This window comes from Caballeronia sp. INML3B (genome assembly GCF_023631305.1).
GTDB lineage: Bacteria > Pseudomonadota > Gammaproteobacteria > Burkholderiales > Burkholderiaceae > Caballeronia > Caballeronia turbans.
This window is the reverse complement of record NZ_JALQDI010000059.1, coordinates 140,959-167,475: the sequence shown is the minus strand read 5'-3', so window position 1 is coordinate 167,475 and position 26,517 is coordinate 140,959. Positions and strand designations below refer to the sequence as shown.

21 protein-coding genes and 1 pseudogene are annotated in these 26,517 nt (G+C 60.9%); 10 read left to right on the top strand and 12 right to left on the bottom strand.

The annotated features are described in order from the left end of the window. Positions 1-509 (top strand): IS30 family transposase (locus NCS58_RS26565; protein WP_250477828.1); only part of this gene is annotated, 509 nt, incomplete at its 5' end. Positions 510-673: 164 nt separating this feature from the next. Here the strand turns inward: NCS58_RS26565 and NCS58_RS26560 are convergent. The 3 genes from NCS58_RS26560 to NCS58_RS26550 are packed head-to-tail and all read right to left on the bottom strand — an operon-like array spanning position 674 to position 7,664. Then, positions 674-1,570 carry a transglutaminase family protein gene (locus NCS58_RS26560; RefSeq protein ID WP_250477827.1) on the bottom strand — a complete coding sequence of 299 codons (897 nt, stop codon included), beginning with the start codon at positions 1,568-1,570 and terminating at the stop codon, positions 674-676. Next, on the bottom strand, positions 1,567-4,191 hold the full coding sequence (locus NCS58_RS26555) for a circularly permuted type 2 ATP-grasp protein (protein ID WP_061116383.1): 2,625 nt from the start codon (positions 4,189-4,191) through the stop codon (positions 1,567-1,569). Before NCS58_RS26555 ends, NCS58_RS26560 begins: the two co-directional genes overlap by 4 nt. Before the next feature lie 38 nt (positions 4,192-4,229). Beyond that, positions 4,230-7,664, bottom strand: coding sequence for a DUF2126 domain-containing protein (locus NCS58_RS26550; protein ID WP_061116382.1), 3,435 nt, complete (start codon positions 7,662-7,664; stop codon positions 4,230-4,232). Positions 7,665-7,825: 161 nt separating this feature from the next. On the opposite strand from NCS58_RS26550, the gene NCS58_RS26545 reads away from it, so the two are divergent. Beyond that, a complete protein-coding gene (locus NCS58_RS26545; RefSeq protein WP_061116381.1) occupies positions 7,826-8,899 on the top strand; it encodes a putative zinc-binding metallopeptidase in 1,074 nt (357 codons plus the stop codon). 10 nt (positions 8,900-8,909) lie between these two features. Here the strand turns inward: NCS58_RS26545 and NCS58_RS26540 are convergent, their stop codons facing one another. Then, positions 8,910-9,929 (bottom strand): alpha-E domain-containing protein, encoded by a 1,020-nt coding sequence (locus NCS58_RS26540; RefSeq protein ID WP_061116380.1) that lies wholly within the window; start codon positions 9,927-9,929, stop codon positions 8,910-8,912. A 72-nt stretch (positions 9,930-10,001) separates the two neighbouring features. Further along, positions 10,002-11,474 carry a circularly permuted type 2 ATP-grasp protein gene (locus tag NCS58_RS26535; RefSeq protein ID WP_061116379.1) on the bottom strand — a complete coding sequence of 491 codons (1,473 nt, stop codon included), beginning with the start codon at positions 11,472-11,474 and terminating at the stop codon, positions 10,002-10,004. Between the two features lie 419 nt (positions 11,475-11,893). Here NCS58_RS26535 and NCS58_RS26530 point away from each other — a divergent pair, with 419 nt between their 5' ends. The 6 genes and pseudogenes from NCS58_RS26530 (at position 11,894) to NCS58_RS26505 (ending at position 17,774) form a co-directional block, all read left to right on the top strand. After that, positions 11,894-12,601: a YceH family protein gene (locus tag NCS58_RS26530; RefSeq protein WP_061116378.1), complete on the top strand. Its 708-nt coding sequence runs from the start codon at positions 11,894-11,896 to the stop codon at positions 12,599-12,601. A 3-nt stretch (positions 12,602-12,604) separates the two neighbouring features. Continuing rightward, positions 12,605-13,321: pseudogene (gene mnmD / locus NCS58_RS26525) on the top strand (tRNA (5-methylaminomethyl-2-thiouridine)(34)-methyltransferase MnmD); the annotation flags it as partial. Positions 13,322-13,532: 211 nt separating this feature from the next. Next, the gene (locus tag NCS58_RS26520) at positions 13,533-13,733 is read left to right on the top strand and encodes a DUF3311 domain-containing protein (RefSeq protein WP_061116376.1); all 201 of its coding nucleotides are present in this window, start codon (positions 13,533-13,535) and stop codon (positions 13,731-13,733) included. Continuing rightward, a complete protein-coding gene (gene mctP / locus NCS58_RS26515) occupies positions 13,730-15,211 on the top strand; it encodes a monocarboxylate uptake permease MctP (protein WP_061116375.1) in 1,482 nt (493 codons plus the stop codon). The genes NCS58_RS26520 and mctP overlap by 4 nt, the downstream gene beginning before the upstream one ends. 103 nt (positions 15,212-15,314) lie before the next feature. Then, positions 15,315-16,274 (top strand): LLM class oxidoreductase, encoded by a 960-nt coding sequence (locus tag NCS58_RS26510; RefSeq protein WP_061116529.1) that lies wholly within the window; start codon positions 15,315-15,317, stop codon positions 16,272-16,274. Positions 16,275-16,301: 27 nt separating this feature from the next. Next, the gene (locus NCS58_RS26505; RefSeq protein WP_061116374.1) at positions 16,302-17,774 is read left to right on the top strand and encodes an amidase; all 1,473 of its coding nucleotides are present in this window, start codon (positions 16,302-16,304) and stop codon (positions 17,772-17,774) included. Between the two features lie 8 nt (positions 17,775-17,782). Here NCS58_RS26505 and NCS58_RS26500 read toward each other — a convergent pair whose 3' ends face one another. Both NCS58_RS26500 and NCS58_RS26495 read right to left on the bottom strand, forming a co-directional pair. Next, positions 17,783-18,256 (bottom strand): H-NS family nucleoid-associated regulatory protein, encoded by a 474-nt coding sequence (locus tag NCS58_RS26500; protein WP_061116373.1) that lies wholly within the window; start codon positions 18,254-18,256, stop codon positions 17,783-17,785. A 346-nt stretch (positions 18,257-18,602) separates the two neighbouring features. Beyond that, complete coding sequence (locus NCS58_RS26495) at positions 18,603-18,944, bottom strand: DUF3331 domain-containing protein (RefSeq protein ID WP_250477829.1); 342 nt, start codon at positions 18,942-18,944, stop codon at positions 18,603-18,605. 369 nt (positions 18,945-19,313) lie between these two features. On the opposite strand from NCS58_RS26495, the gene NCS58_RS26490 reads away from it, so the two are divergent. Next, positions 19,314-19,763, top strand: a complete 450-nt coding sequence (locus tag NCS58_RS26490) for a DUF1488 family protein (protein WP_250477823.1) — start codon at positions 19,314-19,316, stop codon at positions 19,761-19,763. Here NCS58_RS26490 and NCS58_RS26485 read toward each other — a convergent pair. The 4 genes from NCS58_RS26485 to NCS58_RS26470 all read right to left on the bottom strand — a co-directional run bounded on the left by NCS58_RS26485 (position 19,760) and on the right by NCS58_RS26470 (position 24,870). Further along, on the bottom strand, positions 19,760-21,028 hold the full coding sequence (locus tag NCS58_RS26485; RefSeq protein ID WP_061116370.1) for a cytochrome c: 1,269 nt from the start codon (positions 21,026-21,028) through the stop codon (positions 19,760-19,762). The two genes, NCS58_RS26490 and NCS58_RS26485, sit on opposite strands and share 4 nt — an antisense overlap. Positions 21,029-21,038: 10 nt before the next feature. Continuing rightward, positions 21,039-23,273: a xanthine dehydrogenase family protein molybdopterin-binding subunit gene (locus tag NCS58_RS26480; protein WP_250477822.1), complete on the bottom strand. Its 2,235-nt coding sequence runs from the start codon at positions 23,271-23,273 to the stop codon at positions 21,039-21,041. A gap of 1 nt (position 23,274) precedes the next feature. Beyond that, complete coding sequence (locus tag NCS58_RS26475) at positions 23,275-23,730, bottom strand: (2Fe-2S)-binding protein (RefSeq protein WP_061116368.1); 456 nt, start codon at positions 23,728-23,730, stop codon at positions 23,275-23,277. Positions 23,731-23,994: 264 nt separating this feature from the next. Continuing rightward, positions 23,995-24,870 carry a LysR family transcriptional regulator gene (locus NCS58_RS26470; protein ID WP_250477821.1) on the bottom strand — a complete coding sequence of 292 codons (876 nt, stop codon included), beginning with the start codon at positions 24,868-24,870 and terminating at the stop codon, positions 23,995-23,997. 100 nt (positions 24,871-24,970) lie between these two features. Here NCS58_RS26470 and NCS58_RS26465 point away from each other — a divergent pair, with 100 nt between their 5' ends. After that, positions 24,971-25,975 carry a zinc-dependent alcohol dehydrogenase family protein gene (locus NCS58_RS26465; protein WP_061116367.1) on the top strand — a complete coding sequence of 335 codons (1,005 nt, stop codon included), beginning with the start codon at positions 24,971-24,973 and terminating at the stop codon, positions 25,973-25,975. A 10-nt stretch (positions 25,976-25,985) separates the two neighbouring features. Here the strand turns inward: NCS58_RS26465 and NCS58_RS26460 are convergent, their stop codons facing one another. Further along, positions 25,986-26,513, bottom strand: a complete 528-nt coding sequence (locus NCS58_RS26460; RefSeq protein ID WP_061116366.1) for a chromate transporter — start codon at positions 26,511-26,513, stop codon at positions 25,986-25,988. Positions 26,514-26,517 lie beyond the last annotated feature (4 nt).

Genomic DNA, 26,517 nt, shown 5'->3' with positions numbered 1-26,517 from the left:
CTGAAATCGAAGACCGACTGCTGCCTGGACACTGGGAAGGCGATCTCATCAAAGGTGCCGGCAACCAGTCCGCAGTCGGCGTTCTGGTCGAACGGACCAGCCGCCTGGTGCTGCTTGCCAGGATGGAAGATGCCACCGCCGCGTCCGCGCTGGCGGGCTTCTCTGCCAAACTCAATTCGATTGTCGCGCCACTGCGGCAGAGCTTTACCTACGACCAGGGCAAAGAAATGTCGCGGCATAAGGAACTGACCGCCTCAACCGGCGTGAACGTGTACTTCTGCGACCCGCACAGTCCCTGGCAACGCGGCACCTGTGAGAACACCAACGGGCTGCTGCGCCAGTATCTGCCCAAAGGCACGGACCTCTCGGTCTACAGTCAGGACGAACTCGATGCAATTGCCGACAGTCTGAACAGCAGGCCACGCGCGACTCACGCCTTTCATTCACCATTCGAGGTCTTTGCTGCGACCCTTGCATCAGCAAGCCAGCCTCACGACTCTAAACACTAAACCCGCTGTTGCACTTCATCCTTGAAACCGCCAACTCTTCGAGCATCGTTGGGTGGTTGTCGACGTACACTAAAACAGCAAGATCCATCGTGCTCTCCACTAGCTTCAATCAAGTCAATCCGTTCGATTTTAGCCGCAGGCTTCCAGAGCAAGACACGTGCATCTCATAATGCCAGCACATTTACCGCCACATCCACATGATGCGCACCGCCGCCGAGAATCATCCCGCGCAATAACGACACATCGCTATAATCGCGCCCCGTCGCAAGCGTGACGTGATCGAGGTCCGCCAGCACGTCATTGGTCGGATCGAGATCGATCCATCCGCTTTGCGGACAATGCACCGACACCCACGCATGCGACGCATCCGCGCCGATGAGACGCGGATGCCCCGGCGGCGGATCGTTGCGCAAATATCCGCTCACATAGCGCGCCGGCAACCCGAGCGCGCGCAGACAGCCGATCATCACTTGCGAGAAGTCCTGGCACACGCCATGCCGCAATTCGAACGCGCGCGATGCGGGCGTATCGAACGCAGTGGCCGAGGGCTTGTAGTCGAAATCCTCGTGAATGCGATGCATCAGATCGATAGCGCCCGCAACGAGCGGCGTGCCCGCATCGAAACTCGCTTGCGCATAAGCGCGCAATTCATGATCGAGCGAGATATTGGGCGACGCATAACAAAACTCGCTTTCCGGATAAAACGACTCACCGGCACGATAGCGCAGCCGCTCGGCGACGTCTTCCCACGGCGGCGTGGCGTCTGCATCGAGCGCATTCCACCGTGGCGTGAGCCGCACCGTGGTTTCGCTCGTCATCGAAAGACGTTCGTGCGACGCGTCGAGCGAGAAGTACAGCACGTCATTGCCGAATGCATCGACGCGGCTATGCACATAAGACGGCACCGGCTCGATGCGCTCCGTATGCGAGATAACCTGCTGCCACGGGCAATGCAACGGACGAATGGTCGCGAGATGCTGCGCGATTTCAACCGGCGTCGAATAGCGATATGTCGTCCGATGCGTCACCGCGAGCACGGTATCGTTCATGCCGAGCGTCATGACGACACCTGTGCGCAAAGCGTGTTCGCATGACTGAAGTAGCGGGCACTGACTTCATTCGATGCCGCGAAAACCGACGCGACGAGTCTGTCGCACAGCGCGATCAACGCATCATGACGGCCGTTCTCATTCGTGCCGCACAGCGCGGCGAGATCCGGCAATGCATCGGCGTGAACGAGCAGGTCCGCGAAACGCGTCGCTTGTGCGCGGCGTGCACCGCCGGCAGCGGCCGCGATCTCGTCGAGCTTCGTGCGCAGGCGTGCATAAACGCCATAGAGCCCGCGCGGATTGGTCTGATCGACTACGATCAAATCGATGAGCGCCGGCACTTCGAGCCTGCCCGGATAGAGCGAACGATACGTGAGCGTGCTGTCGAAGAACTGCAAGAGCAGATCGAAGCCAGCGGGCGATGCGAGCGTCCCGCGCTCGGCGACCACGCGCAGAATCGTCGCCATCGTCGAGACGCGCTCGATGTGCCGTCCAATGAAGAGGAGCCGCCATGCTTCATCGCGCGTCATGCGATCGCCCTGCGCGCCGCTGATCGCGCAGAGTTGCGTTGCAAGATGTTCGAGCGCGTTCGCGAGCATCAAACGATCGTAGTCGCGACCGATGCGCACGGCGCTTTCGTCAGCGCTATCGCTGAACACGAGGCGCGCGAGCGCATCGCGAAAGTCATTGCGTGATGCGAGAATCGTGCGCCAGTGATCCGTCGAAAGCCGGTCGCGTATCTCGCCGCATGCGCGCGCCTGATCCGCGAGATTGCTGCCGATGCTCGTCGCCCTGCCCGATTCCGGCAGCCCTGCAACGAGCACGCGTTCGAACGCTTGCGGCGTGCTGCGCGCGAGCGTATCGCCCGATGGAATCAGCCCGCATTCCGATGCGAGTTCCGCGAGCGTCGGAAAGAGTTCTTCGGCGACACTGCCATCGAGCATCCCGAGCAAAAGACGACACAAGCGCACGTTGTTTTCAGCGCGCTCGCCATAACGCCCCGCCCAAAACAGATTCTCCGCGGCGCGGCTCGATACGATGCGATGCTTGCGCAAATCGCCCGGCTTCATCGGCGTGGGACGCAACGATACCGCGCCGCCCGGCTGACTCGACATCACCCATGTATCGACACTGCTGCCGCCGAACTGCATGGACACCGTCGCGCGCTTGTCGGCCGCGAGCCGCGTGAAGCCACCGGGCATCACGCTCCAGCTTCCGTCGATGTTGGCGATTGCATAGGCGCGCAGCACGCAGGGACGCGATCCGATCGCGCCGTCATGAAAGCGCGGCGCGGTGGAAAACGGCAGATTCTCCTGCACCGTGAAGACATCCGGCGCACGTTCGATGCGCTCGCGCCATGCCGCGATGTCCTGCACGCCAGCATCGATGCCCGGTGCGTGATCGGCCTGCGCGCCCGGCCATGTCGGCGCAATGAGGGCGCTGTCGACGCGCTCGAAGACTTCGCGGCGCGCGGCTTCCTCGCCGCACCACCATGTCGGCACGGTCGGCAACTCGAGTCTTTCGTCCAGCAACGCTTTCGCTATGCCGGGCAGAAATGCATTGAGCGCAGGCGATTCCGTGAAGCCCGCGCCCGGCATGTTCGACACCATCACGTTGCCCGCGCGCATCACCTGCAAGAGACCCGGCACGCCTATCGTCGAGTCCGCGCGCAATTCAACGGGATCGCAGAACGCATCGTCCAGGCGCCGCACCACCGCATGCACGCGCGACAAGCCGGCGAGTGTCTTGAGATAGAGCTTGTCATGACGAACGGTGAGATCCTTTCCTTCGACGAGCGTCACGCCGAGATACCGCGCAAGAAATATATGCTCGAAGTACGTTTCGCTGAACGGGCCAGGACTCAGCAACGCGATATGCGGCGCATCGTTCGATGCATCGCTGCGGCCGTCTTCGTCATCGCGCATCGTCGCGCGCGCGGCCTGCGCGATGGTCGCGATGAGTTGCGCATAGGTCTCGGCGAGACGGCTCACGCGCATCGCACGAAACGGATCGGCAAACAGGCTCGCGACGATAAGTCTGTTTTCCAGCGCATAGCCGAGGCCCGACGGCACTTCCGTCCGATGCGCAATCACGGTCCACGCGCCCGATGGCGCGCGAGCGAGATCCACCGCGACGATCTGCAGAAAGCGGCCGAGGGGCGGCACGAAGCCCTTCACCGCGCGCAAATAGCCGGGATGTCCGAACACGAGCGCGCTCGGCAAGAGCCCCCGTTGCAGCAGCGTCTGCGGGCCGTAGACATCGGCGACGATCGCTTCCATCAGCCGTGCGCGCTGCGCGACGCCGCGTTCGATTACCGCCCACTCTTTTTCATCGATGATGAGCGGCAGGAGATCGAGCGACCACGCGCGCGGCTTGCCGTTATCGGCATAAACGTTGTACGTGATGTCGTTGTCGCGCACTTGCTGTGCAACGGCATCGACACCATCGTCGAGCCGCGCGATGCCCTGCTCGCCGAGCAATTCGAAGAAGTGCCGCCACGGCTCGCGCAACTGGCCCGCCGCATCGCGCAGTTCGTCCCAATGCCCTTCTCGCGCAGGCAACGTGCGCAGCAACGCCAGCGCATCGATGCGTGCCGCGGCGATGTCGAAGGGCAAGGTCGATTGATAGGCCAATGTCGTCTCTGCTCTTTATTCGAACGATGATTGCATTTTCAACGATAGCGCAGGTCGAGTGTGAACGGAAACTCGAGGCTGCGTTCGCGGGCTTCGACGTGCATTGCGCCGGGCGTATGACCGGTTGCGAAGAAGCGTGAGCGCCTGCGGCTTTCCGCTTCATAAGCGTTGACGGGGAAGGTCTGATAGTTACGCCCGCCCGGATGCGCGACATGATACTGGCACCCGCCGATGGCGCGTCCCGTCCATGTATCGACGATATCGAAGGTGAGCGGCGCATGCACGTCGATCGTCGGATGCAGCGATGCCGCCTGTGACCACGCGCGAAAGCGCACGCCCGCGACGTATTCGCTTACGCGTCCCGTCGGTTGCAGCGGCAATGCTTGTCCGTTCACAGACACGACGTGTCGATTGCCATTGAGGCCGAGCACGCGCACTTCGAGTCGTTCGACGGACGAATCCACGAAACGCACCGTGCCGCCGATCGCGCCCTCTTCGCCCATCACATGCCACGGTTCGAGCGCATTGCGAATCGTGAGCGCGATGCCGTTCGTATCGTATGCGCCGACGAGCGGGAAGCGAAACTCGAAGTGCGGTGCGAACCAGCTTTGCTCGAATGCGAAGCCTGATTCGCGCAGTTCGGCGAGCACGTCATCGAAGTCCATCTGCACGAAGGTGCCGAGCATGAAGCGATCATGCAGTTCCGTGCCCCAGCGCGTGAGCCGCGCGGTATACGGCGTGTTCCAGAATCGCGCGACGAGTGCGCGCAACAGCAGTTGCTGCACGAGACTCATGCGCGCGTGAGGCGGCATCTCGAAGCCGCGCAGTTCCAGCAAGCCGAGCCGCCCGGTCGGGCCATCGGGCGAATACAGCTTGTCGATGCAGAACTCCGCGCGATGTGTATTACCCGTCACATCGATCAGGATGTTTCGCAGGATGCGGTCGATGAGCCAGGGCGGCACGGTCGCACTGTCACGGCCGCCGAGCAGATCGAGTTGACGCTGCAATTCGTAGAACGCGATCTCCAGTTCATACACCTGATCGTTGCGCGCTTCATCGACACGAGGCGCCTGACTCGTCGGGCCAATGAACATGCCGGAGAACAACATCGACAACGATGGGTGGTTGTGCCAATACCGGATCAGGCTCGCGAGAAGATCGGGGCGGCGCAGGAAAGGACTGTCGGCGGGCGTCGCGCCACCGAGCACGAAGTGATTGCCGCCACCTGTGCCGGTGTGACGGCCGTCGAGCATGAACTTTTCCGGGCTCAGATACGACTCGTGGGCCGCGTTGTACAGGAACTCCGTGTGCTCGACGAGATCGTTCCAGTTGGCCGCCGGATGAATGTTCACTTCGATCACGCCCGGGTCGGGCGTCACCTGCAACATCTTCAGGCGCGCATCGCGCGGCGGAGGATAGCCTTCGACGATCACCGGAATCTTGAGATCGGAGGCGGTTGCTTCGACGGCAGACAGAAGATCGAGATAGTCATCGAGCGAGGTGAGCGGCGGCATGAAGACATGCATGAGCTTGTTGCCGTTGCCGAGCTTCTCGAGTGCGTCGGCCTCCGCCTTGGGACCGGCCGCCCGCGCAGGATCGCGCGCTTCCACGCACAGCGCGATGCGTGCGATCCAGCCGGCCGACTCGCCGCGCTGAGGCTTGCGCTCCCGCGATTGACCCGGTGCGCCGGCGTGCCCCGTCACGTCCGCACTGGCATTTTGCGTGCGCGATTCATTATCCAGATCCGCATATTGCATGCGTAATTCAGTCGCCGTACGCAATGGCGTGGACGGCGCGAACGGATCGTGCGCGTGCTGCCACGGATAATCGCCTTCGGAAACCCACGGCAGCGAGTCGAGCGGCACGCGGTATCCCATGGGTGAATCGCCCGGAACCAAGAACATGCGCTCGTCGCGGAAGAACCACGGCCCGCTTATCCAGCGTCCCGGCTGCATGCCGCCGCCGTCCTCACGCGCGATCGGCAATGCGTAGCCCGTGACAGACGGCAGACCCGCATCGAACACACGACGCAGGCGGGCACGTTCCAGTTCGTCGCCGAGGCGCGAGTCGAACGGATCGACGTTGACCGGCAAACGCCGCTCGCGCCACAGGTAGTACCACGTGTCCTCGTACCCCGGTTGAATGTATTTTGAATCCAAAGAAAGCTTGCCCGCGAGATGGCGAATGAATCGCGCGGCGTCATCCGACGTGTACGACGCAGCCTGCCGTTCATCCGCGAAGAGCGCCGGATCGTGCCAGCACGGTTCGCCGTCCGCCCGCCAGAACAGCGACAGCGCCCAGCGCGGCAACTGCTCGCCCGGATACCACTTGCCCTGTCCGATGTGCAGGAAGCCACGCGCGCCATACTGCGCGCGCAGCTTGTCCATCAGCGAAACAGCGTAGGCGCGCTTCGTCGGTCCGAGCGCGTCGGTGTTCCATTCCGGCTCGTCGCGGTCGCGCACCGAGACGTAAGTGGGCTCGCCCCCCATCGTGAGGCGCACGTCCGATGCATTCAATTGCGCATCCACCTGCTCGCCCATACGCAGCACCGCGCTCCAGTCTTCCTCGCTATACGGCTTCGTGACGCGCGGCGTTTCGAGCACGCGTTCGATCGACATCGAATGAACGAATTCGACTTCGCATTCGTCCACCGCGCCGGAAACAGGCGCCGCGCTGCTCGGCTCCGGTGTGCACGCGACGGGAATATGTCCTTCGCCCGCAAGCAGGCCGGACGTCGGATCGAAACCGATCCAGCCCGCACCGGGCAAAAACACTTCGCACCACGCATGCAGATCGGTGAAATCGACTTCAGTTCCGCTCGGGCCATCGAGCGATTTCGTATCGGGCGCGAGTTGCAGCAGATAACCCGACACGAAACGCGCGGCGAGGCCCAGATGACGCAGAGTTTCGACGAGCAGCCACCCGGAATCGCGGCACGAGCCGGCCGCGCTTTCGAGCGTTTCCTCCGGCGTCTGCACCCCCGGCTCCATGCGGATCAGATAACGAATCTCATGCGAAAGCCGCTGATTGAGCTCGACGAGGAAATCGATCGTGGCGCGCGGCGAACGATCGATACTTTCGACGAATGCCGCGAAGCGCGGAGTCGGCTCGCGCTTGACCATGTAGGGCGCTAGATCGTGCAGCAATTCAGGCGCGTACGCGAATGGAAATTTTTCGGCGGCGGGTTCGAGAAAGAAATCGAACGGGTTGTACACGGCCATTTCGGCAACGAGATCGACCGTCACCTTGAATTCGCGCGTTTTCTCCGGGAAAACAAGGCGCGCCTGATAGTTCGCAAAGGCATCCTGCTGCCAGTTGATGAAATGATCCTCGGGCTCGACGCGCATCGAATACGACACGATCGGCGTGCGGCAATGCGGCGCCGGCCGCAGTCGCACGACTTGCGGCGAAAGACCGACGAGCCGGTCATATCGGTAATGCGTGACATGGTTCAATGCGACACGAATGGACACGCCGGACTCCTTTATTAAATTGACGCCGTGCACGCAACGCGCGCTGCAATGCGGTTTCTGCTTGTCATGGAAAAACGGCCTTTTCGCGGCATGATGTTTGCGTCTACACCGCCAACAACGCGCACAGCACATCGCGCGATAACACTTCCACCGGCCACACGATGAAGACCTTTCACTGCAACCGTTGCAATCAACTCGTTTTTTTCGAAAACACGCATTGCGAAAACTGTGACGCGCGGCTCGGCTACGTGCCCGAGATCAATCAGATCAGCGCGTTCGAGGAAACCGACGACGGCCGCTGGCGCAGCCTGCATCCGCTTGCGAAAGATCTCTTCTATCGGCCGTGCCATAACTACGCGGTGGAAAACGTCTGCAACTGGGTCGTTCCCGCACCCGCCCCGGATACGCCCGAGGCACTCTGCTGTTCGTGCCAGCTGACGAGCACCATTCCCAATCTCTCGACGCCGGAGAACCGCGTCTACTGGTATCGCATCGAAGCCGCCAAGCGCCGCCTGCTTTACACCTTCTCGGAACTGGGCCTGTCTGTGAAGTCGCGTCAGGAAGACCCTGAACGCGGCCTCGAATTCCAGTTCCTCGAAGGCGATGCGCAAGGCCACGGCGTAATGACCGGTCATAACAACGGCATCATCACGCTCAACATCGCCGAAGCCGACGACGCTCATCGAGAGAAAACGCGCTCCGCGCTTCACGAGCCGTATCGCACCTTGCTCGGTCATTTCCGTCATGAGTCCGGGCACTATTTCTTCGATCGCCTGATCGCCGACACCGCGCGCATTGCGCCGTTTCGCACCGCATTCGGCGACGAGCAAGCCGACTACGCCGCCGCGCTCGATCGTCATTACAAGGAAGGCCCGCCCGCTCAGTGGGAAGACAACTTCATCAGCGCCTATGCCACGATGCATCCGTGGGAAGACTGGGCCGAAACATGGGCGCATTACCTGCATATCGTCGATACGCTCGACACCGCAGTATCGTGCGGCCTCGTGCTCGTGCCCGACAGCCCGCACGAGCCGACGCTCACCGACCAGACGCCGGTCGAGGAAACGACGTTCGATAACCTGATGAAACGATGGTTTCCGCTCACTTATGTCCTGAACAGTTTGAATCGCAGCCTTGGCATGCCCGACGGTTATCCCTTTACGCTTGCGCCGGCCGTCATCGACAAACTGCGCTTTGTGCATCGCGTCGTCGCGGCGGCGTCGGCCAAGCGCTGATAACCCGCGCTCATTCTTTGCCTTGCGACTGCGTCTGACCTTGTGACTGCGTCTGCGTTTGAGACTGCGTTTGCGCGGGCGGCTCCTGCGCGATCGGCAACAAAAACTCGCGGCTTACGCGACCCGCGAGATCATTCACGCGTGCGAGAAAATCGACGAGATAGGCATGCAAGCCGCCTTTAAGAATGTCGCCGATCCGCCCGTTCTTCAGTTCCGCGCTCAGTTGCGCCGCGAGCCGCGTCGCTTCCGTATCGCGCCCTTTCGTCACCTGTCCGATTAGCTGCTCCACTTCCGCGATGCTCGCCGCAAGCGAACGCGGCCAGTCGCGATAGAGAATCAGGAGTCCCGCCACGCGTTCAGGCGTAATGACATCGCGATAGACCCGGCGATATACCTCGAAGCCTGACACCGAACCGAGCACCGCCACCCAATGGTGATAATCGAACGGTTGTGCTGAAGTGTCGGCGCGTTGTTCCATCATTTCGAACTTGACGTCGAGAATGCGCGCCGTATTGTCCGCTCGTTCGATGAAAGTCCCGAGACGCATGAAATAGAATGCGTCGTCCTTGACGAGTGTGCCGAGCTGCACGCCGCGCGAAAGGTGCGAGCGAAACTTTACCCACTCGAAAAACGTATAAGGCTCGCGTTCGAGAATGCCGTCGGCAAGCATGCGCTGACAGTCGAGCCACGTCGTATTGAGCGATTCCCATAACTCGCTATTGGTGGAGCTGCGCACGGCTCGCGCATTCTCACGCGCGGCGCGCAAACAACTGACGATCGACGACGGGTTCGATAAATCGCGCGCCATGAAGTCGATCACGTCGCGGCTTTTCATGCCGTGGTGCGCGGCCGAATAGATGCCGCTCAGTTCCGATATCGACAGCATCGCGCGCCAGCCAAGTTCCGCATATTCATCGGACTGCGGCAAGAGCGAGAGCTGATAGTTCGCATCGAGCATCCGGGCAGTGTTTTCGGCGCGTTCGGTATAGCGCGCCATCCAGAAGAGATGATCCGCGGTACGGCTCAGCATGGGTGTTCCCGGTTGTTTGTCGTTGTCTTGAGTGACGCAGTGCTTTCTTCAGGACTTTTCCTCAGCGTCTCCTCAGCGTTCCAATACCCACGTATCCTTCGTGCCGCCGCCTTGCGATGAATTGACGACGAGCGAGCCTTCTCGCAACGCGACCCGCGTCAGCCCGCCCGGGACCATGCGCACGTCAGTACCCGACAGTACGAAGGGACGCAAGTCGATATGTCGCGGCGCGATGCCCGCCTCGACATACGTCGGACATGTGGAAAGCGCAAGGGTCGGCTGCGCGATGTATTTCTCCGGATGGGCTTCTAGCACCGCGCGAAACTCCGCGATCTGCGCCGCGCTCGACGCAGGCCCGACAAGCATTCCATAACCGCCCGCGCCATGCGTTTCCTTCACGACGAGCTCGGGCAGATGATCGAGCACGTAGGCGAGATCGTCGGGCTTTCGGCACATCCACGTCGGGACGTTGTTCAGAATCGGCTCTTCGCCGAGATAGAAACGCACCATGTCCGGTACGTAGGGATAGATCGATTTATCGTCCGCTATGCCGGTGCCGACCGCATTGCACAGCGAGACATTCCCCGCGCGATATGCGCCGATCAATCCCGGCACGCCGAGCGTCGAATCCGGCCGGAACACGAGCGGATCAAGAAAGTCATCGTCGACGCGGCGGTAGATCACATCGACGCGCTGCGGCCCCTGCGTAGTACGCATGTACAGATAGTCGTTGTCGACGAAGAGATCCTGTCCTTCGACCAGCTCGACGCCCATCTGCTGCGCGAGAAACGCGTGCTCGAAATAAGCCGAGTTATACATTCCCGGCGTCATGACGACGATGGTCGGATTCTCGGCGGCAGCCGGCGCGGCCGCGCGCAAGGTGTCGAGCAGCAAGTCCGGGTAATGCGCAACCGGCGCAACGCGATTGCGCGCGAAAAGATCGGGAAAGAGCCGCATCATCATCTTGCGGTTTTCCAGCATGTAAGAGACGCCGGATGGAACGCGCAAGTTATCTTCGAGCACGTAGAACTCGCCCTGTCCCGCTCGCACGATATCGATACCCGCGATATGCGCATAGATATCGCGTGCGACATCGACGCCGCGCATCTCGGGACGGTATTGCGCGTTGCCGAGTATCTGCGCCTCGGGAATGATGCCCGCGCGGATGATGTCCTGCTCGTGATAGATATCGTGGATGAAGCGGTTGAGCGCATTCACGCGCTGCCGCAGTCCGCGCTCCAGCGCGCGCCATTCGTCGGCGGGAAAGATACGCGGAATGACATCGAAGGGAATCGTGCGCTCCGGAATGATGCCCGGCAAATCGCTCGTTCCATAGACCGCGAAGGTAATGCCGACACGTCTGAAGTTGAGATCCGCTTCCGCGCGCTTGATCTCGATCTGCTGCTCGCTTTGCGCGGAGAGCCAGGCAAGGAAATCGCGGTAGTGCGTGCGTGGATCGCCTACGCCGCGAAATGCCGCCGCCGGCACGCCGCGCGCCTCCAGATCGCTGCGCTCGAACATTTCGTTGAAGAATGCTTGCGTCATAACCGGTCTTCCAAATGAAGTGCATGCCGGGGTGGCGGTTCCCTTGGCTCGTTATTCTGGTTGCACTCGCGAAACGCTTGAAGAGCCCGAAAGACGCGGCGCATCCGATGCCATGGATTACGTCGATAGGCGACCTCGTAGCGCGATGCTCTTTGATCCCTGCGGAGCATCGATTGCGCGGGCAGCCCAGTGCCGAATGAGAAAAAGCAACTTCAATGCCAATGGTCTGAGCGGTTCACCTCCATGAATAAGGCACGTCCGGATGTCGGATTCCCGAGAGCGTGCACCAAAAAAGCGCTTTGTGAACGAACCCTGCACGAGCAGAGGTTGATCTTCATGCTGCATGACGGTGCGCGGAAAGACGAAAACCTTGCGCTGCGCCGGTATCATAAGCGTCTTATCGCACGTCAACTACACCTATGAACACCCCTTCCGAAGCCGCTCCCCGTCCCACGCTACGCGAACTCACACCTCTCGAAGCGCGCGTGCTCGGCGTCCTTGTCGAGAAACAGCATACAGTGCCGGACACCTATCCTCTTTCATTAAATTCCCTGACATCGGGGTGCAATCAAAAGACCGCGCGCTCGCCCGTGATGAACGTGAGCGAGGACGAAGTGCTGACGACCATCGATGGCTTGAAGCGTCTGAGCCTCGTTTTCGAGGGAAGCAGCAGCCGGGTGCCGCGCTTCGAACACAACGTGAACCGCGTGCTCGGCGTGCCCAGCCAGTCGGTTGCGCTGCTTGCAACCCTGTTTTTGCGCGGACCCCAAACGGCAGCGGAACTGCGCGCGAACAGTGCCCGGCTGCATTCGTTTGCGGACATATCATCGGTCGAAAGCTTTCTCGATGAACTCGCCGCAAATGATCCGCCGCGTGTCGTGAAGCTGTCACGCACGCCCGGCGAGCGCGAGAGCCGCTGGATGCATTTGCTATGCGGCGAAGTGAGCGTCAGCGATATCCCTTCGCGTGAAACGCAGGGCGCAGAAACCTATTCGCTTTCCGAATTCGAAGCGCTGAAGTCCGAGCAAAAGCGCCTGACTCACGAAGTCGCACAATTGCGGGCGATGGTCGAGCAAATGGCGAGCGAATTGGGCATTACATTGAATCAATCGTCGTCCGATGCCTGAGCGATGGATGAGCCGCTGATTCCCGCACCGCTCGTGTTTCGCGACGACGGAACACCGTACTCGCCGCGCCACGATGACATCTATCACAGCGCAGCGGGCGCGCTCGCGCAGGCGCGCCATGTCTTTCTCGATGGCAATGGCCTGCCCGCGCGCTGGCGCGTAAAGCGGCGCTTCATCGTGCTCGAGACCGGCTTCGGCATGGGTATTAATTTCCTCGCGACATGGGCGGCATGGCGCGACGATCCGCAACGCACGTCTGCACTGGAATTCGTGTCGATAGAAAAGCATCCGTTCAGCGCGGACGATTTGCGCGCCGCGCACGCGGCAATCATCGACGACACCGCTGTTGCGCCGCTCGCAGATGCTCTCGCTTCGGCATGGCCGCCGCTCGAGGCCGGCGTGCATCGGCTTGCATTCGTGCCTGGCGCGGTCACGTTGACACTCGCTTTCGGTGCTGCGGACGATCTCTTGCCACGCCTCGCCGATCACGGCCTCACAGCGGACGCCATCTATCTCGACGGCTTCGCGCCAGCCCGAAACCCTGACATGTGGACGCCCGCCATCTTCGCGTCGCTGGCGCGCATTGCCAAAGACGATGCGACGTTCGCAACCTATACCAGCTCGGGCCACGTCAAGCGCGCACTCATCGACAACGGATTCGACTATCGCAAGGTCGCGGGCTTCGGCGGAAAGCGCGCGATGCTCGTCGGCAAGCGAGCTCATTCCCGGTCAGTCATTGATTCGTAAGCATCGATCGTGCTTTCGTGAAAGCAGATAGCTTCTCCCTCGTTTTACGGCCCGGGCAACAAAGCAGAATTAGTTGGATAATGCGCAGCCGTTAGCAGCGCGGCCCGTGCTCGTATCAGCAAAATGAACGTCGAGGCCGCGCGGCGGCACATTCTTTCGGCGCTGATTCACGAGGAGAGATGTTTTGGAATCCAACAACGATGCGTCCGCCAGCCCATGGCTTTGGGTCGCGCTATTGATACCCTACGTCGCGCTGCTCTGGCTGCCGTTCTATAACGACACGCACCCTTCATTCGCGGGTTTTCCGTTCTTCTACTGGTATCAGTTCCTTTGGGTGCCGCTCACGTCGCTCCTGCTTTATATCGTGTACAGGGGCCTGAAATGAACGATCTCACGCCCGTCGATCCAGTTGCGATGACGATCTTCATCGCGTTCTTTGCGCTCGTGACCGTCGTCGGCTTCTTTGCCGCACGCTGGAAACGCGGCGATCTCACGCAGCTCCACGAATGGGGCCTGGGCGGCCGCCAATTCGGCGTGTTGATTTCGTGGTTCCTCGTCGGCGGCGATTTCTATACCGCCTATACCGTGATTGCTGTGCCGGCGCTCGTCTATTCAGTAGGTGCGTACGGCTTCTTCGCGCTGCCTTACACGATCATTGTCTATCCTTTCGTATTCGCAGTGATGCCCAGGTTGTGGAAGATCGCTCATGCGAAGAATCACATCACGGGCGCCGATTACGTGCAGGGTGAATACGGCGGCAAATGGTTCCCCGCAGCGGTGGCGATCACGGGCATCGTCGCGACCATGCCTTATATCGCGCTGCAACTCGTCGGCATGCAAGTGGTCATCAAGGGTCTCGGCGTGACGGGCGAACTGCCGCTTATCATCGCATTCGTGATCCTCGCGCTCTATACCTATACGAGCGGGCTGCGCGCCCCCGCCATGATTGCGTTCGTGAAAGACATCATGATCTATATCGTCGTGATCGCTGCGGTATGGCTCATTCCAGCGAAGCTCGGCGGGTACGCGCATGTGTTCGATTCGGCCGATCAATACTTCAAGGCGAAGGGCGGCCCGACAGGCATCATCCTCAAGCCGGGTCAATTCACGGCGTATGCTTCGCTCGCGCTGGGCTCGGCGCTTGCCGCATTCATGTATCCGCATACGATGACGGCGGTGCTCTCGTCATCGTCCGCGACGACGGTGCGCAAGAACGCCATCTTCCTGCCCGCCTATACGCTGCTGCTCGGTCTGATCGCGCTGCTCGGCTATATGGCGATCGCGGCGGGCGTGCGCGTGAAGTCCGCATCGGATGTCGTGCCCGCCTTGTTCGGTGCGCTGTTTCCATCGTGGTTCGTGGGCTTCGCGGCTGCGGCCATCGCGATCAGCGCGCTCGTACCGGCGGCGATCATGTCGATTGGCGCGGCGAATCTGTTCACGCGCAACTTGTGGCGTCCGCTCGTTTCGCCCGACATGTCGTCCGCTGCCGAAGCATCGACCGCGAAGCTCGTGTCGCTCGTCGTCAAGTTCGGCGCGTTGCTATTCATCGTGTTCCTTCCGACGCAGTATGCAATCGACTTGCAGTTGCTGGGCGGCGTCTGGATCCTGCAGATTTTCCCGGCGATCGTGTTCACGCTGTTCACGCGCCGGCTGACGACGCCTGGCCTCTTTCTCGGCTGGCTGATCGGCATCGTATTGGGCACAGGCCTCGCGATCTCGCAAGGACTCAAGCCGGTCTATGCGGTGCATGTCGGTGAAGCTTCATGGCCGGTCTATATCGGCCTGATTGCGCTCGTCGTGAATATCGCCGTGACGTATGTCGTTTCCCTGGTCACGCGACGCAGCGTGGCGCTTTCGGCCTGAGCGCCCAAAGCTCGACAATGCCCGTGCCTCATTGCGCCGGGCATTGTTTGCACATGCAGTGATACCATCGGCGTCAAGCCCTCTACTTGACGCAATGCGTGTCATGACCGCAAGCGAAAACACTCTGGCCTCGTCTTCCATCGCGAATGCGGTGTTTGCGCAAGACAAGCTCTCTATCGGCATCACATTGCCGATCACATGCGATAACCAAACCGCAGTCGACTTCAACGAGCAGATCGCGCTCGCGCGACTCGCCGATAAGCTCGGCTTTCGAGCGCTGTGGGTTCGGGACGTGCCGCTCAATAGCATCGATTATCCGGACCCGGTCGGGCATCTCGACCCGTGGGTGCTACTCGGCGCGCTCGCATCCAATACCGAACGCATCGCGCTGATCAGCGGCGCGATCGTGTTGACACTCAGACATCCGCTTCACGTCGCGAAAGGCGCGATTTCCGTCGACACGCTATCGCAGGGACGCTTCATTCTCGGTGTCGGTTCAGGCGATCGTCCGCCGGAATATGCGGCTTTCGGCCGTGATCCCGATAACCGGCGGGAACTGTACAAACAGCATTGGGCCACCCTCGCCGCAGCCGTTACCGTGCCCTCTCGCGTGATTCCCGATCAGGCACCCGAAGGCGCGCCCGAGTTCTATTTGCTGCCTCGCCGGAGCGTTTCCATTCCAATGCTTGCCGTCGGTTCCGGCGGACAGAGCGTCGACTGGATTGCGCGTCACTCGCTTGGCTGGATGACTTATCATCGCGAGCCGCAAGCGCAGCGCGGGCGATACAGCATGTGGCGCGCGGCAGTGGATCGTGCGGCGTCCGGGGCCTTTCGTGCGTTCGGCGTCGCAATGCGGCTCGATCTCAGCGACGACGCCGATGAGCCCGCAACCGATATTTCGCTCGGTTATCGCACGGGCCATCGCTCGCTCATGGCGCTCCTGCATGAGATGCGCGACAGCGGCACGCATCACGTGACGCTCAACATCACACCGGAACGAAGGCCTGCGCGCGATATCATCGAGGAAGTCGCCGCATATGTGCTTCCCGAGTTTCATCGCTGAATCCGTTCTCTTATTCACGACACGACCATGACCGCACTCGATGCAAACTCCGCGTCCTTGCCCGGCGACGATATCGTTTCGCTCGACGCCGTCGCTCTCTCTCGTGCGATTCAAGCACGCGCTGTTTCCTGCGGCGAAGTCATGAACGCTTATCTTGCGCAAATCGATCGCATCAACGCTGCGGTCAACGCGATCGTGGCGATGCAGGATCGCGATGCGCTGCACGCGATTGCGGGCGAACGCGATGCGCAGTTAACCAGGGGCGAAAGCCTCGGACCGCTGCACGGCTTTCCGCAAGCGCCCAAAGATATCCTGCCCGTCGCCGGCATGGTCACGACGAAAGGCTCGCCTATATTTGCGGGCGAAATCACCCAAGTCGATGCGGTCGTATTCGAACGCATGCGTAAAGCAGGCGCGATATTCATCGGCCGCACCAATTCGCCGGAATTCGGCTTGGGCGGACACACCTATAACCCGGTGTACGGCACCACGCGCAACGCGTTCGAGCCCTCGCGCTCCGCAGGCGGCAGCAGCGGCGGCGCAGCCGTCTCGGTCGCGCTGCGCATGCTGCCGTGCGCGGACGGCTCCGACATGATGGGCTCCTTGCGCACGCCCGCCGCATTCAATAACGTCTTCGGCTTTCGCACGACACCGGGGTGCGTGCCTTATGCGCCCAGTGACGACGTATTCTTTCAGCAATTCAGCGTCGCCGGTCCGATCGCGCGAAACGTTCCGGATCTCGGCTTGCTATTGTCGGTGCAGGCGGGCTTCGATAGGCGTGCGCCTCTGTCCCGCAGAAGCGACAATCCCGCTGATTTCGCGAATGCGCTCGAACGCGACATGCGCGGCACACGCATCGGCTGGCTGGGCGATCTGAACGGACATCTGCCGATGGAAACGGGCTTGATGGAGACTTACGCATCGGCGCTGCGTCACTTCGAAACAGTGGGTTGCACCGTCGAACCCGCCAGGATCGACTTCGATATCGGCCGCCTCTGGAATGCATGGATCGATCTGCGCAGCCTCACCTTCTCCGGCACCAACGCGTCGCTTTATCGCGATGCCGCGAAGCGCAAGCTGCTTAAACCCGAAGCGGTATGGGAGATAGAACGGGGCCTCAAACTATCGGGAGAAGATGTTTCGCGCGCAGTTCGCGACCGCGCGGCCTGCTATCAGGCGATCAACGCGCTATTCGATCGCTTCGACTATCTGTTGATGCCGTCGGCTCAGGTCTTTCCTTTCGATGCGGAGCTAGACTGGCCTCATGCTATCGCCGGCCGGGAGATGGATACCTATCATCGCTGGATGGAAACTGTGGTTCCGGCAACGATGGCTTCGCTGCCCGCGTTGAGCGCGCCGGCCGGCTTCGGCCCCGACGGCTTGCCGGCCGGATTGCAGATCATCGGTCCGACACAAGGCGATCTCGGCGTGCTGCAGATTGGGCTCGCTTACGATCGCGCAAGTGGATTCTCGAACGCGCGCAGCCCCTTGCTTGGCTAAAGCCACATTCAGGCGACGGCGCGCTGCACGCTCTTGTGCGCGCCTTTCTTGGCGGTCGTGCGTCCAGCCCGCTTTACGGATGCCGCACGGCCCTTTCGCGCACCACCTTTTTTCGCCGCGCCGTTCTTGCCTGATGCAGCATCGATCAGGTACACGCTGCGGTCAGGCGCATCCTTGATCCATGCCGGCGGCCGCGCATGACCGCTCCAGGTCGCGCCTGATAGCGGGTCACGATACTTCGGTGGAAGTTTGGGCTTCATGGCGCCATTCTTTAAACCGGCTGAATTCTTCGATCCCGTCTTACGGCCGCGTTGCTTCGCCGCGCCTAAGCCTGCTTTGGCGAGATCCGCCGTGGTCAAGCCATATTCATCCATCATCGCCCGGATCTGAGCGATCACCTGGACCGACTCTCTTTCCCGCAAGGCATCCGCGCGGCGCTGCAATTTTCGAATCTGACTTTCCAATTGCGCCAATGTAGCCATGTCCCCTCCCGGATCGTCATTGTGGATCACAAGGCGTCTGTCTAATGAGTTCGCTTGACGCCTGACTTCTCCTACATGCAAATCTTATATGGTTATGTCGATCCTAAGCACTCTTGTTAAAAGATTGATCTCGAATACTTCAATCTTTCTAAAGTGCATGGCCTGAACCTCACCCGCAAAGCAGTTGATTCATTTCTCAACGACATCCTCGTCAGACATTTAGCGAAAAGCGCTTAGTCCATGAATTGTCTAGCACGGGGTTCACGCAAGGCCGTGCCCGCGCGGGCGGGCACAAACGACAAGGACTCGTGCGTTGCGCACGCGTGACGCGGCGGTAAAGCCGCTATCACTCGGAAACGAGGCTCGCTTCCTGTTCAGCCGGTGTGAGAGCAAGCGCGAGAATCATCGCGCCACTGTTGAGCGGCACTGAGCTGCCGACACGCCTCGGCCTATAGACCGGTTGCCCACGCCTGATCGCCTGCCCGCTCAACGCGCACGTTCCGCGCTTGCGGGCGGTACAAAGCGCCCAGACCTGCTCCGAGTAGTTGAACGATGTGGGATCGTGCCATGAGAGCGCCAGCGTCGATTCGCTCAGACGCTCCAGCACGCGGATATTGACGCAATGCTCTTCACCGGGTCCGATGCACGTACCCTTGCCCGGCACGTTGCGCACGAGCGATCGTGTCATCACCGCCATTTTCTCGTGCGCTTCTGACGGCCGGCTGGGACAGCTGTCGAGCAAAGCCAGGGTACGGCTCCAGGGATCCATCAACGATGGAAGCTTCATAATCGCTCCTGCAGGCGACAACGCTTGCCGCGGCAGAAGCCGGGTGGACGTTGCCGGTGGAGTTCCGGGGAATGCGCCGCACGACCCGCTTCCTGAGCCGGTCTGCCGCGCCGCTTCGGATGATCGTTCCTAGAGTAGTACACCTGAGCATGCTTTTGTTTTCATTTTTCCACGCCACAGTAAAGACATGTCAGCTTTGACATTTCGAATTCGCTGGCACTCTGTCGCGCTATCGGGTGCAACCGCACCAAACATTAGACTCTAACCGAGATGATTCGAACGAACGTTCGATTTAAAGATCAAGGCATTGCGCAACAGTCTGTGCGTCGCCGCTCCGACGAACGCCCGCTTCTGGCCGTTCGCGCACGTTTCGGGCTGAATCGGGGATGCGCGAACTCGCCGATTTCTGACACAATAAAAACCAGCGAACCGCACTTCTCCTGTCGAATCATGACAAGCAAGCTTTCGATCCATGCCACCATTTCGGCGGACCGCGCCTCCGTCAGCTTTGTCGCGTTTTCGCGCGAGCAAGCAATTCAATGCAACATCACGCGCAAGGCATTGGAGCAGTGTTTCTGGGCGCCGGCCGGGGCGAGCGACGAACGCCTGCTGAAAGCGCTGAGCGACGGCTATGAACGGATCAGCGCTAGGGTGCATCGAAAGTTCCTTGCGCATCCATCCAGTTCAGTTCATCTGGATGTCATGGATTTTTCGTCCTAGCGTGCCGCCTGCGTCGCCTTGCGCATCTTTGCAACGTCCTCTGCCTGGACCGCCGGCGTGTTGTTGTTCCAGGCGCCGCGGATGAAAGTCAGCACATCGGCGACTTGCTGATCATTCAGCACGGGCGAATAGCGAGGCATTGGATAAGGCGCCGGCACGCCATTCAGCACGAGATCGTCAGTGCCGTTAAGCGTCACGTTGATGAGCGACGAAGGATCCTTCTCCAGAACGTTCGGATTACCCGCAAGCGGTGCGAGCATCGGCGCGAACCCGCGACCGTCGGCGCCGTGGCAATGCATGCAGTAAGCGGTGTAGACACGCGCACCCGAGTCCGTCGCGGCCGGGCGTGTCAATGACACTTTGGTCGCTTTCTGATCATATGAATACGGCGCGCCGCCACTGCCGCCCGCCGCCGGCAAAGACTTCAGGTAGCGCGCCATTGCGGCGACATCGGCGTCGCTCAGCGCTTGCGTGCTGTTATTGATGACGCTCGTCATTGAGCCGAATGCCGACGCGTGCGCATTCGCGCCTGTCTTGAGAAACGTTGCGACGTCCTGCTCGGACCACCGTCCAAGTCCGGTATTGTGTTCACCTGTCAGATTGGAAGCGAACCAGTTATCGAGCAAACCGCCCGTCAAATATGCGCTGCTGCTCTCGTCCAGTCCTTTTTCCTGAAACGCGATGCCGCGCGGCGTATGACACGAGCCGCAATGCCCGAGGCCTTGAATCAGATACGCGCCGCGATTCCAGGCGACATCCTGGCCGGCCTTGCTTCGATAGACTCCTTTTTCGAGGAACACCGCATTCCAGAGCTTCAACGGCCAGCGCATATTGAGCGGCCACTTGATATCCGCTTCACGATTGGCCTGCTTGACAGGCGCGACGCCATGCATGAAATACGCGTAGAGGGCATGCATGTCCTCGTCGTTGATCTTTGCATAAGACGGATACGGCATCGCCGGATAGAGATTGTGGCCGTCCTTCGCCACGCCTTCACGCAATGCTCGCGCGAATTCCTCCTCTGTATAGCGGCCAATACCCGTGTCCGGATCAGGCGTGATATTGGTCGTGTAGATGGCGCCTAAGGGCGTCATCATCGGCAAGCCGCCCGCAAGTGGCTTGCCGCGCGGCGCCGAATGGCACGCAATGCAATCGCCCGCCCTCGCGAGATACGCGCCACGCGCGACGAGCGCATCGTCGGCCGCATAAGCCGAAGACATGAAAGCGAACAACACCGCAAAGAGAGGCTTCGATGCATTTTTCATGATGGCCTCCTCAAGCGCTACGCAATTGATTGCCAACCGGTAACTGCCTCAGCCGCTTGCCCGTCGCTGCGTGAATCGCATTGGTGATAGCCGGCGCAAGCGCCGCCGTGCCCGGCTCGCCAATGCCGCCCGGGGACTCCATGCTCTTGACGATATGCACTTCCACCGGCGGCGTTTCGTGTATGCGCAGCATTCGATAATCAGTGAAATTGCTTTGCTCGACGCGCCCGTCCTTGATGGTGATTTCACTGTAAAGCGCAGCCGTGATACCGAAGATGATGCCGCCCTGCACTTGCGCTTCGACTGTATTGGGATTCACGACCATGCCGCAATCGACCGCGCACACGATACGGTTCACCTTCACCGCGCCGTCCTTGTCGACCGCGACATCCGCGACGATCGAGAAGAAGCTGCCGAACGCATGCATGACCGAGACGCCGCGTCCTTGTCCTTGCGGCACCGATTGCTTTCCCCATCCGGCCGCCTGTGTCGCGACGTCGAGCACGTTACGTGCGCGCGGCGACTTGCCGAGCAGAGCGCGCCTGTATTCCACCGGATCCGCTTTCGCCTGAATCGCCAGTTCATCGATGAAGCTCTCGACGACGAAGGTACCGCGCGTCGGTCCTACGCCGCGCCAGAACGCGGTGGGTACGTCATGCGGTTCCAGGCGCACGTAATCGACGAGCTGATTAGGCAGGTCGTAGGGAAGATCGGATGCCACTTCGACCGCATCGGGATCGATACCGTCCTTGAAAGCGGGCGGCGCAAAGCGCGCGAGCACCGACGACCCGACGATGCGATGCGTCCATGCTACCGGCTTGCCGTTCGCATCGAGTCCGGCGGATAGCTTGTCGTAGTAGCACGGCCGATACATGTCGTGCTGAATGTCTTCCTCGCGCGACCAAGTCACCTTCACGGGCACGCCGAGCGCCTTGCCGATCTTGAGCGCTTGCGTGGCCATGTCGAATTCGAGCCGCCTGCCAAAGCCGCCGCCGAGCAGATGGTTATGTACGAAGATCTTGTCGGCGGGCAAGCCGGTGGCTTTCATTCCGGCATCGCGGATACGCGTGGGCACTTGGGTGCCGAGCCAGATATCGCAGCCATCGGGGCGCACATGTACGGTGCAGTTGATCGGCTCCATCGTCGCATGCGCGAGAAACGGCTGAACGTAGACTGCGTCGACGCGCGTTTTCGCGCTGGAAAACGCGTTGTTCACGTCGCCTTCCTTGCGCGCGACAGCGCCCGTGCGCTGCGACGCATGCGCCATGTCATCGACGATCTGCTTCGTCGATACACTGGCACTCGGGCCTTCGTTCCATTGAATCTGCAATGCGGCTGCGCCTCGCTTGGCTGCCCACGTATGTTCGCCGATCACCGCGACGCCATTGTCGAACTTCACTACCTGGCGCACGCCGGGAATCTTCTTCGCGTTGCTGTCGTCGACCGATGCGAGCGTGCCGCCGAATACCGGGCAATTGACGATCGCCGCATACACCATGTCGGGCAGGCGCACGTCGAGGCCGAACATCGCGGTGCCGTCGACTTTTTCCGGCGAATCGAGACGTCTGACCGGCGTGCCGATTATCTTGAAGCTATTCGGATCCTTGAGTTTGATGTCTTGCGGCACGGGCAATCTCGCGGCCGCTTCGGCGAGCTCGGCATAACTCGCGCTGCGATCACCCGATGCATGCAACACCTTGCCGCCTTGCGCCATACAGGACGACGGATCGCATTGCCATTGCTGCGCCGCCGCCGCGACGAGCATCATGCGCGCGGCCGCACCGGCCTTGCGCAACGGCTCCCATGCATAGCGCACGGATGTCGAGCCGCCCGTCAATTGGCCGCCCAATAGCGGGTCCGTGAAGAGCTTTTCGTTGGGCGGCGCATGATCGATCGTGACGCTGTCGAGCGGTACTTCAAGCTCCTCGGCGATCAACATGGGCAGCGCGGTATAGACGCCCTGACCCATTTCGACCTTCGGCATGATGAGCACGATCTTGCCGCTCTTGTCGATCTGCACGAACGCATTCGGCGCGAATATGCCGTCTTGCGGAGACTCGATGGCATCACCGCCGATCACGGACTTGCCTTTGCTCCGGTCCTGGCTGGCGGCTGGCAGGCTGAAGCCGATCAGCAATCCGCCGCTTGCGGCGACACCCGCCGTCACGCCGAGCTTCAGAAACGTGCGGCGCGATAACCCCGCGCGAGCCGCGTGATGTCCCGCTTCGATCAATCCTTGCGACATGTCACGCCTCCTTCGCGGCCTGCTTGATGGCAGCGCGGATGCGGTGATAGGTGCCGCAGCGGCAGATGTTGCCTGCCATTGCGGCGTCGATATCGGCGTCGTTGGGATCGGGGACGGTCGTGAGCAATGCCGCCGCGGACATGACTTGTCCGGACTGGCAATAACCGCATTGCACGACATCGAGTTGACGCCATGCCTCTTGCACTTTCCTGCCGGCAGGCGTGTCGCCGACGCCTTCGATCGTCGTCACCTTGCGATCGCCGACCGCTGCGATCGGCAACACGCATGAACGAACGGCGACGCCATCGAGATGAACGGTACATGCACCGCATTGCGCGATGCCGCAGCCAAATTTGGTTCCCGTCAGTCCCACGATGTCACGCAATACCCAAAGAAGAGGCATGTCGGGCGGTACGTCGATCGTGTGATTCTCGCCATTGATGGAAAGCGTGCTCATGAGCGGCTCCGGCTTATAAGGTTTCGGCGGATATCGCCATGGCCAACTGCGTGCAGTGGCAGTCGGTTTTCAGGCACCGGGATTGTAGCGCCGCTTTAAAAATCAGGCTTGGATGACGGCGCGTTTACGCATAACTTTGCGCTTGCGCTTCAGATTGCTGCGCGCGCTTTGGGTCTTCCCGATTGCCTGAAACTCCAATATGCGGGCAGTAACGCGATCAATTTAATGAAGGTTGGCGGATAGGACAGTTAGTTGCATCGATAATCAACTGTTATCCCGCTGAAGCGCCGCCACGGTTTCGTCCAGCAATGCGCGCAGGCGAGCCACGCGTTTCAGATCGCGGTGATAACCCAGCCATACGTCCCTTCCGGGCGGGGCTTCTCCAACATCGAAGCGAGCCAGGCGCGCGTCGCCATCGCCTAGCGGGCATGGCAAAACCGCGTAGCCCGTACCTTGTGCACACATTTGCGCTTGCGCGTCGCGATTATTGCTGCCGAAAACGATCTTCGCGTTGGGCAACATGCGCTTTACCCAAAGCACATCCGGCAACTGATCGAATGCGCTATCCATGCTGATGAGCGTCTGCCCTTTTCCGTCACCCGCTTTGGGCGATGTCAGATCGGCACGTCCATATAACGCGTAATCGATATGCATGAGCTTGCGCTGTATGACGTCGGGTTCGTCGAAGGGCGTGATTCGAAACACGAGATCGGCTTCGCGTCGCGCGAGGTTATAGCGCCGCGCATCGGTGACGAGTTCGATCGATACCTCGGGATGTTTCGCGAGAAAGCGCGCGAATATCGGTGTAAGCACATGCACGCCGAACCAGTCCGACGATGACACTCGCAGCACACCCGTGAGCTTCGCATCCTGTCCCGCGAGCGCGCGCGTGAAGCTGAGCGCCTCTTCGTCCATGCGTTCGGCATACGACAGCACGGCCGCGCCTTCGTCGGTCAACACGAAGCCGTCGCGCGTACGCTGGAAAAGCACGTGACCCAGCGATTCTTCAAGCGCGCGCAGTCGCCGCCCCATCGTCGGCTGGGTTTGGCCGATCATTCTTGCGGCCGCGCCGAGCGTGCCGCTGCGCGCTATCGCAAGAAAGATGCGAACGTCACTCCATTCGAGATTTGGCCCATTCATTTTCGTATGATCATCGTGCGACTCTGTCGATTTACATGCTTGGGTGCATGGCCGAGTATGGGCGCACTGCCATCAGCCTTCAACCTTTCCGGAGTCGACGATGTCCACCATGCAAGCCCTCATTCTCGATCGTCACAACGGCCCGCTCGAACTCGTCGCAATCGATCGTCCCGCAGCGGGCCCGGGACAAGTACTCGTGCGTATCGCCGCGAGCGGGCTCAATCCGCTCGACACCAAGATTCGCGCGGGCGCCGCGGCACATGCAAAACATCCCTTGCCGCTCGTGCTCGGCATCGATATGGCCGGTGTCGTCGAAGCAGTCGGTGCAGGCGTCGATGCATTCAAGCCGGGCGATGCGGTGTACGGCATGACCGGCGGAGTCGGCGGCATTCAGGGCTCGCTCGCGCAATACGCCGCAGTCGATGCCGCGCTTCTCGCGCATAAGCCCGCGAATCTTTCGATGCGCCACGCGGCCGCCCTGCCGCTCGCGTTCATCACGTCTTATGCGGGCATCGTCGATCGCGCGAAATTGCAAGCTGGGCAAACCGTGCTCGTGCAAGGCGGAGCCGGTGGCGTGGGGCACGTGTCCGTGCAACTCGCGCGCGCACTCGGCGCACATGTGTTCGCTACCGCAAGCGAGCGCGATCACGCCTTCATTCATAGCCTCGATGCGACGCCGATCGACTACCGCAATACGAGCGTCGAGCAATACGTCGCCAGGCATACGAACGGCTCCGGCTTCGATCTCGTCGTCGATACCGTCGGCGGCGCTTCACTCGATGCATCGTTCGCAGCAGTGAAGCACTTCGGTCATGTCGTCAGCGCGTTGGGATGGGGCACGCATGCGCTCGCGCCGCTGTCGTTTCGCGAAGCGAGTTATTCGGGCGTGTTCACGCTGCATCCGCTACTGACGGGACAGCATCGCGCGCATCATGGCGAGATGTTGTACGAAGCGACCCGGCTCGCCAAAGCGGGCAAGCTCGCGCCTCGCGTCGATGCGCGACGCTTCGATTTCCATAGCGCGGAGCGTGCTTATGAGGCGCTGCTGGATGGCACGGCGCGCGGCAAAATCATCGTCGATGTCGATGCGGCGCTTGCCGGCTAGGTAATGGTTATCAGCCGAATACGCCTGCCAGCCCGAGGAGAGCGCTCGCCGCGACGAGATAGATCGGATTGAGCTTGCTGCGATAAGCGACTGCTGCGCACACGAGCGTGCAAAGCGCGCGCGACACGTTCACATCGGTCTCGCGCGCAAACACATAAGCGGCCGATACGAGCAAGCCCACGGTCACCGGAGCGAGTCCTTTGCGAACCGCGGCGACGATGCGCGAGTCCTGCCTGCGCTCCACCCATGCGCTCACGAAATAGGCCATCAACGAAGAAGGCAAGATCTTCGCGATCGTCGAAACGAGTGCTCCGGAGAGTCCCGCCGCCTGAAAGCCGATCAACGCGACCGCCATGCCGTTCGGACCCGGCGCGGCCTGCGTGATCGAGAAGAACGTGACGAACTGCTCGCCCGTGACCCAATGACGCGTATCGACTGCATAACGCTGGATATCGGCGAGCGTTGCATTCATGCCGCCGACGGCGAGCAGCGACCAGATCGAACCATGCACGAATAGATCGGCGAGCGTGCTCCACATCGCA

What these genes read in the sequence shown, in the direction of transcription:
- NCS58_RS26495 (WP_250477829.1), bottom strand. Translation starts at nt 18,944, where the DNA reads ATGACACGATCGCTCGTGCGCAACGTGCCGGGCAAGGGTACGTGCATC.
- NCS58_RS26490 (WP_250477823.1), top strand. Translation starts at nt 19,314, where the DNA reads ATGATTCGAACGAACGTTCGATTTAAAGATCAAGGCATTGCGCAACAG.
- NCS58_RS26480 (WP_250477822.1), bottom strand. Translation starts at nt 23,273, where the DNA reads ATGTCGCAAGGATTGATCGAAGCGGGACATCACGCGGCTCGCGCGGGG.
- NCS58_RS26540 (WP_061116380.1), bottom strand. Translation starts at nt 9,929, where the DNA reads ATGCTGAGCCGTACCGCGGATCATCTCTTCTGGATGGCGCGCTATACC.
- NCS58_RS26545 (WP_061116381.1), top strand. Translation starts at nt 7,826, where the DNA reads ATGAAGACCTTTCACTGCAACCGTTGCAATCAACTCGTTTTTTTCGAA.
- NCS58_RS26530 (WP_061116378.1), top strand. Translation starts at nt 11,894, where the DNA reads ATGAACACCCCTTCCGAAGCCGCTCCCCGTCCCACGCTACGCGAACTC.
- NCS58_RS26505 (WP_061116374.1), top strand. Translation starts at nt 16,302, where the DNA reads ATGACCGCACTCGATGCAAACTCCGCGTCCTTGCCCGGCGACGATATC.
- NCS58_RS26465 (WP_061116367.1), top strand. Translation starts at nt 24,971, where the DNA reads ATGTCCACCATGCAAGCCCTCATTCTCGATCGTCACAACGGCCCGCTC.
- NCS58_RS26500 (WP_061116373.1), bottom strand. Translation starts at nt 18,256, where the DNA reads ATGGCTACATTGGCGCAATTGGAAAGTCAGATTCGAAAATTGCAGCGC.
- NCS58_RS26470 (WP_250477821.1), bottom strand. Translation starts at nt 24,870, where the DNA reads ATGAATGGGCCAAATCTCGAATGGAGTGACGTTCGCATCTTTCTTGCG.
- NCS58_RS26460 (WP_061116366.1), bottom strand. Translation starts at nt 26,513, where the DNA reads ATGTGGAGCACGCTCGCCGATCTATTCGTGCATGGTTCGATCTGGTCG.
- NCS58_RS26475 (WP_061116368.1), bottom strand. Translation starts at nt 23,730, where the DNA reads ATGAGCACGCTTTCCATCAATGGCGAGAATCACACGATCGACGTACCG.
- NCS58_RS26535 (WP_061116379.1), bottom strand. Translation starts at nt 11,474, where the DNA reads ATGACGCAAGCATTCTTCAACGAAATGTTCGAGCGCAGCGATCTGGAG.
- NCS58_RS26560 (WP_250477827.1), bottom strand. Translation starts at nt 1,570, where the DNA reads ATGACGCTCGGCATGAACGATACCGTGCTCGCGGTGACGCATCGGACG.
- NCS58_RS26485 (WP_061116370.1), bottom strand. Translation starts at nt 21,028, where the DNA reads ATGAAAAATGCATCGAAGCCTCTCTTTGCGGTGTTGTTCGCTTTCATG.
- mctP (WP_061116375.1), top strand. Translation starts at nt 13,730, where the DNA reads ATGAACGATCTCACGCCCGTCGATCCAGTTGCGATGACGATCTTCATC.
- NCS58_RS26510 (WP_061116529.1), top strand. Translation starts at nt 15,315, where the DNA reads ATGACCGCAAGCGAAAACACTCTGGCCTCGTCTTCCATCGCGAATGCG.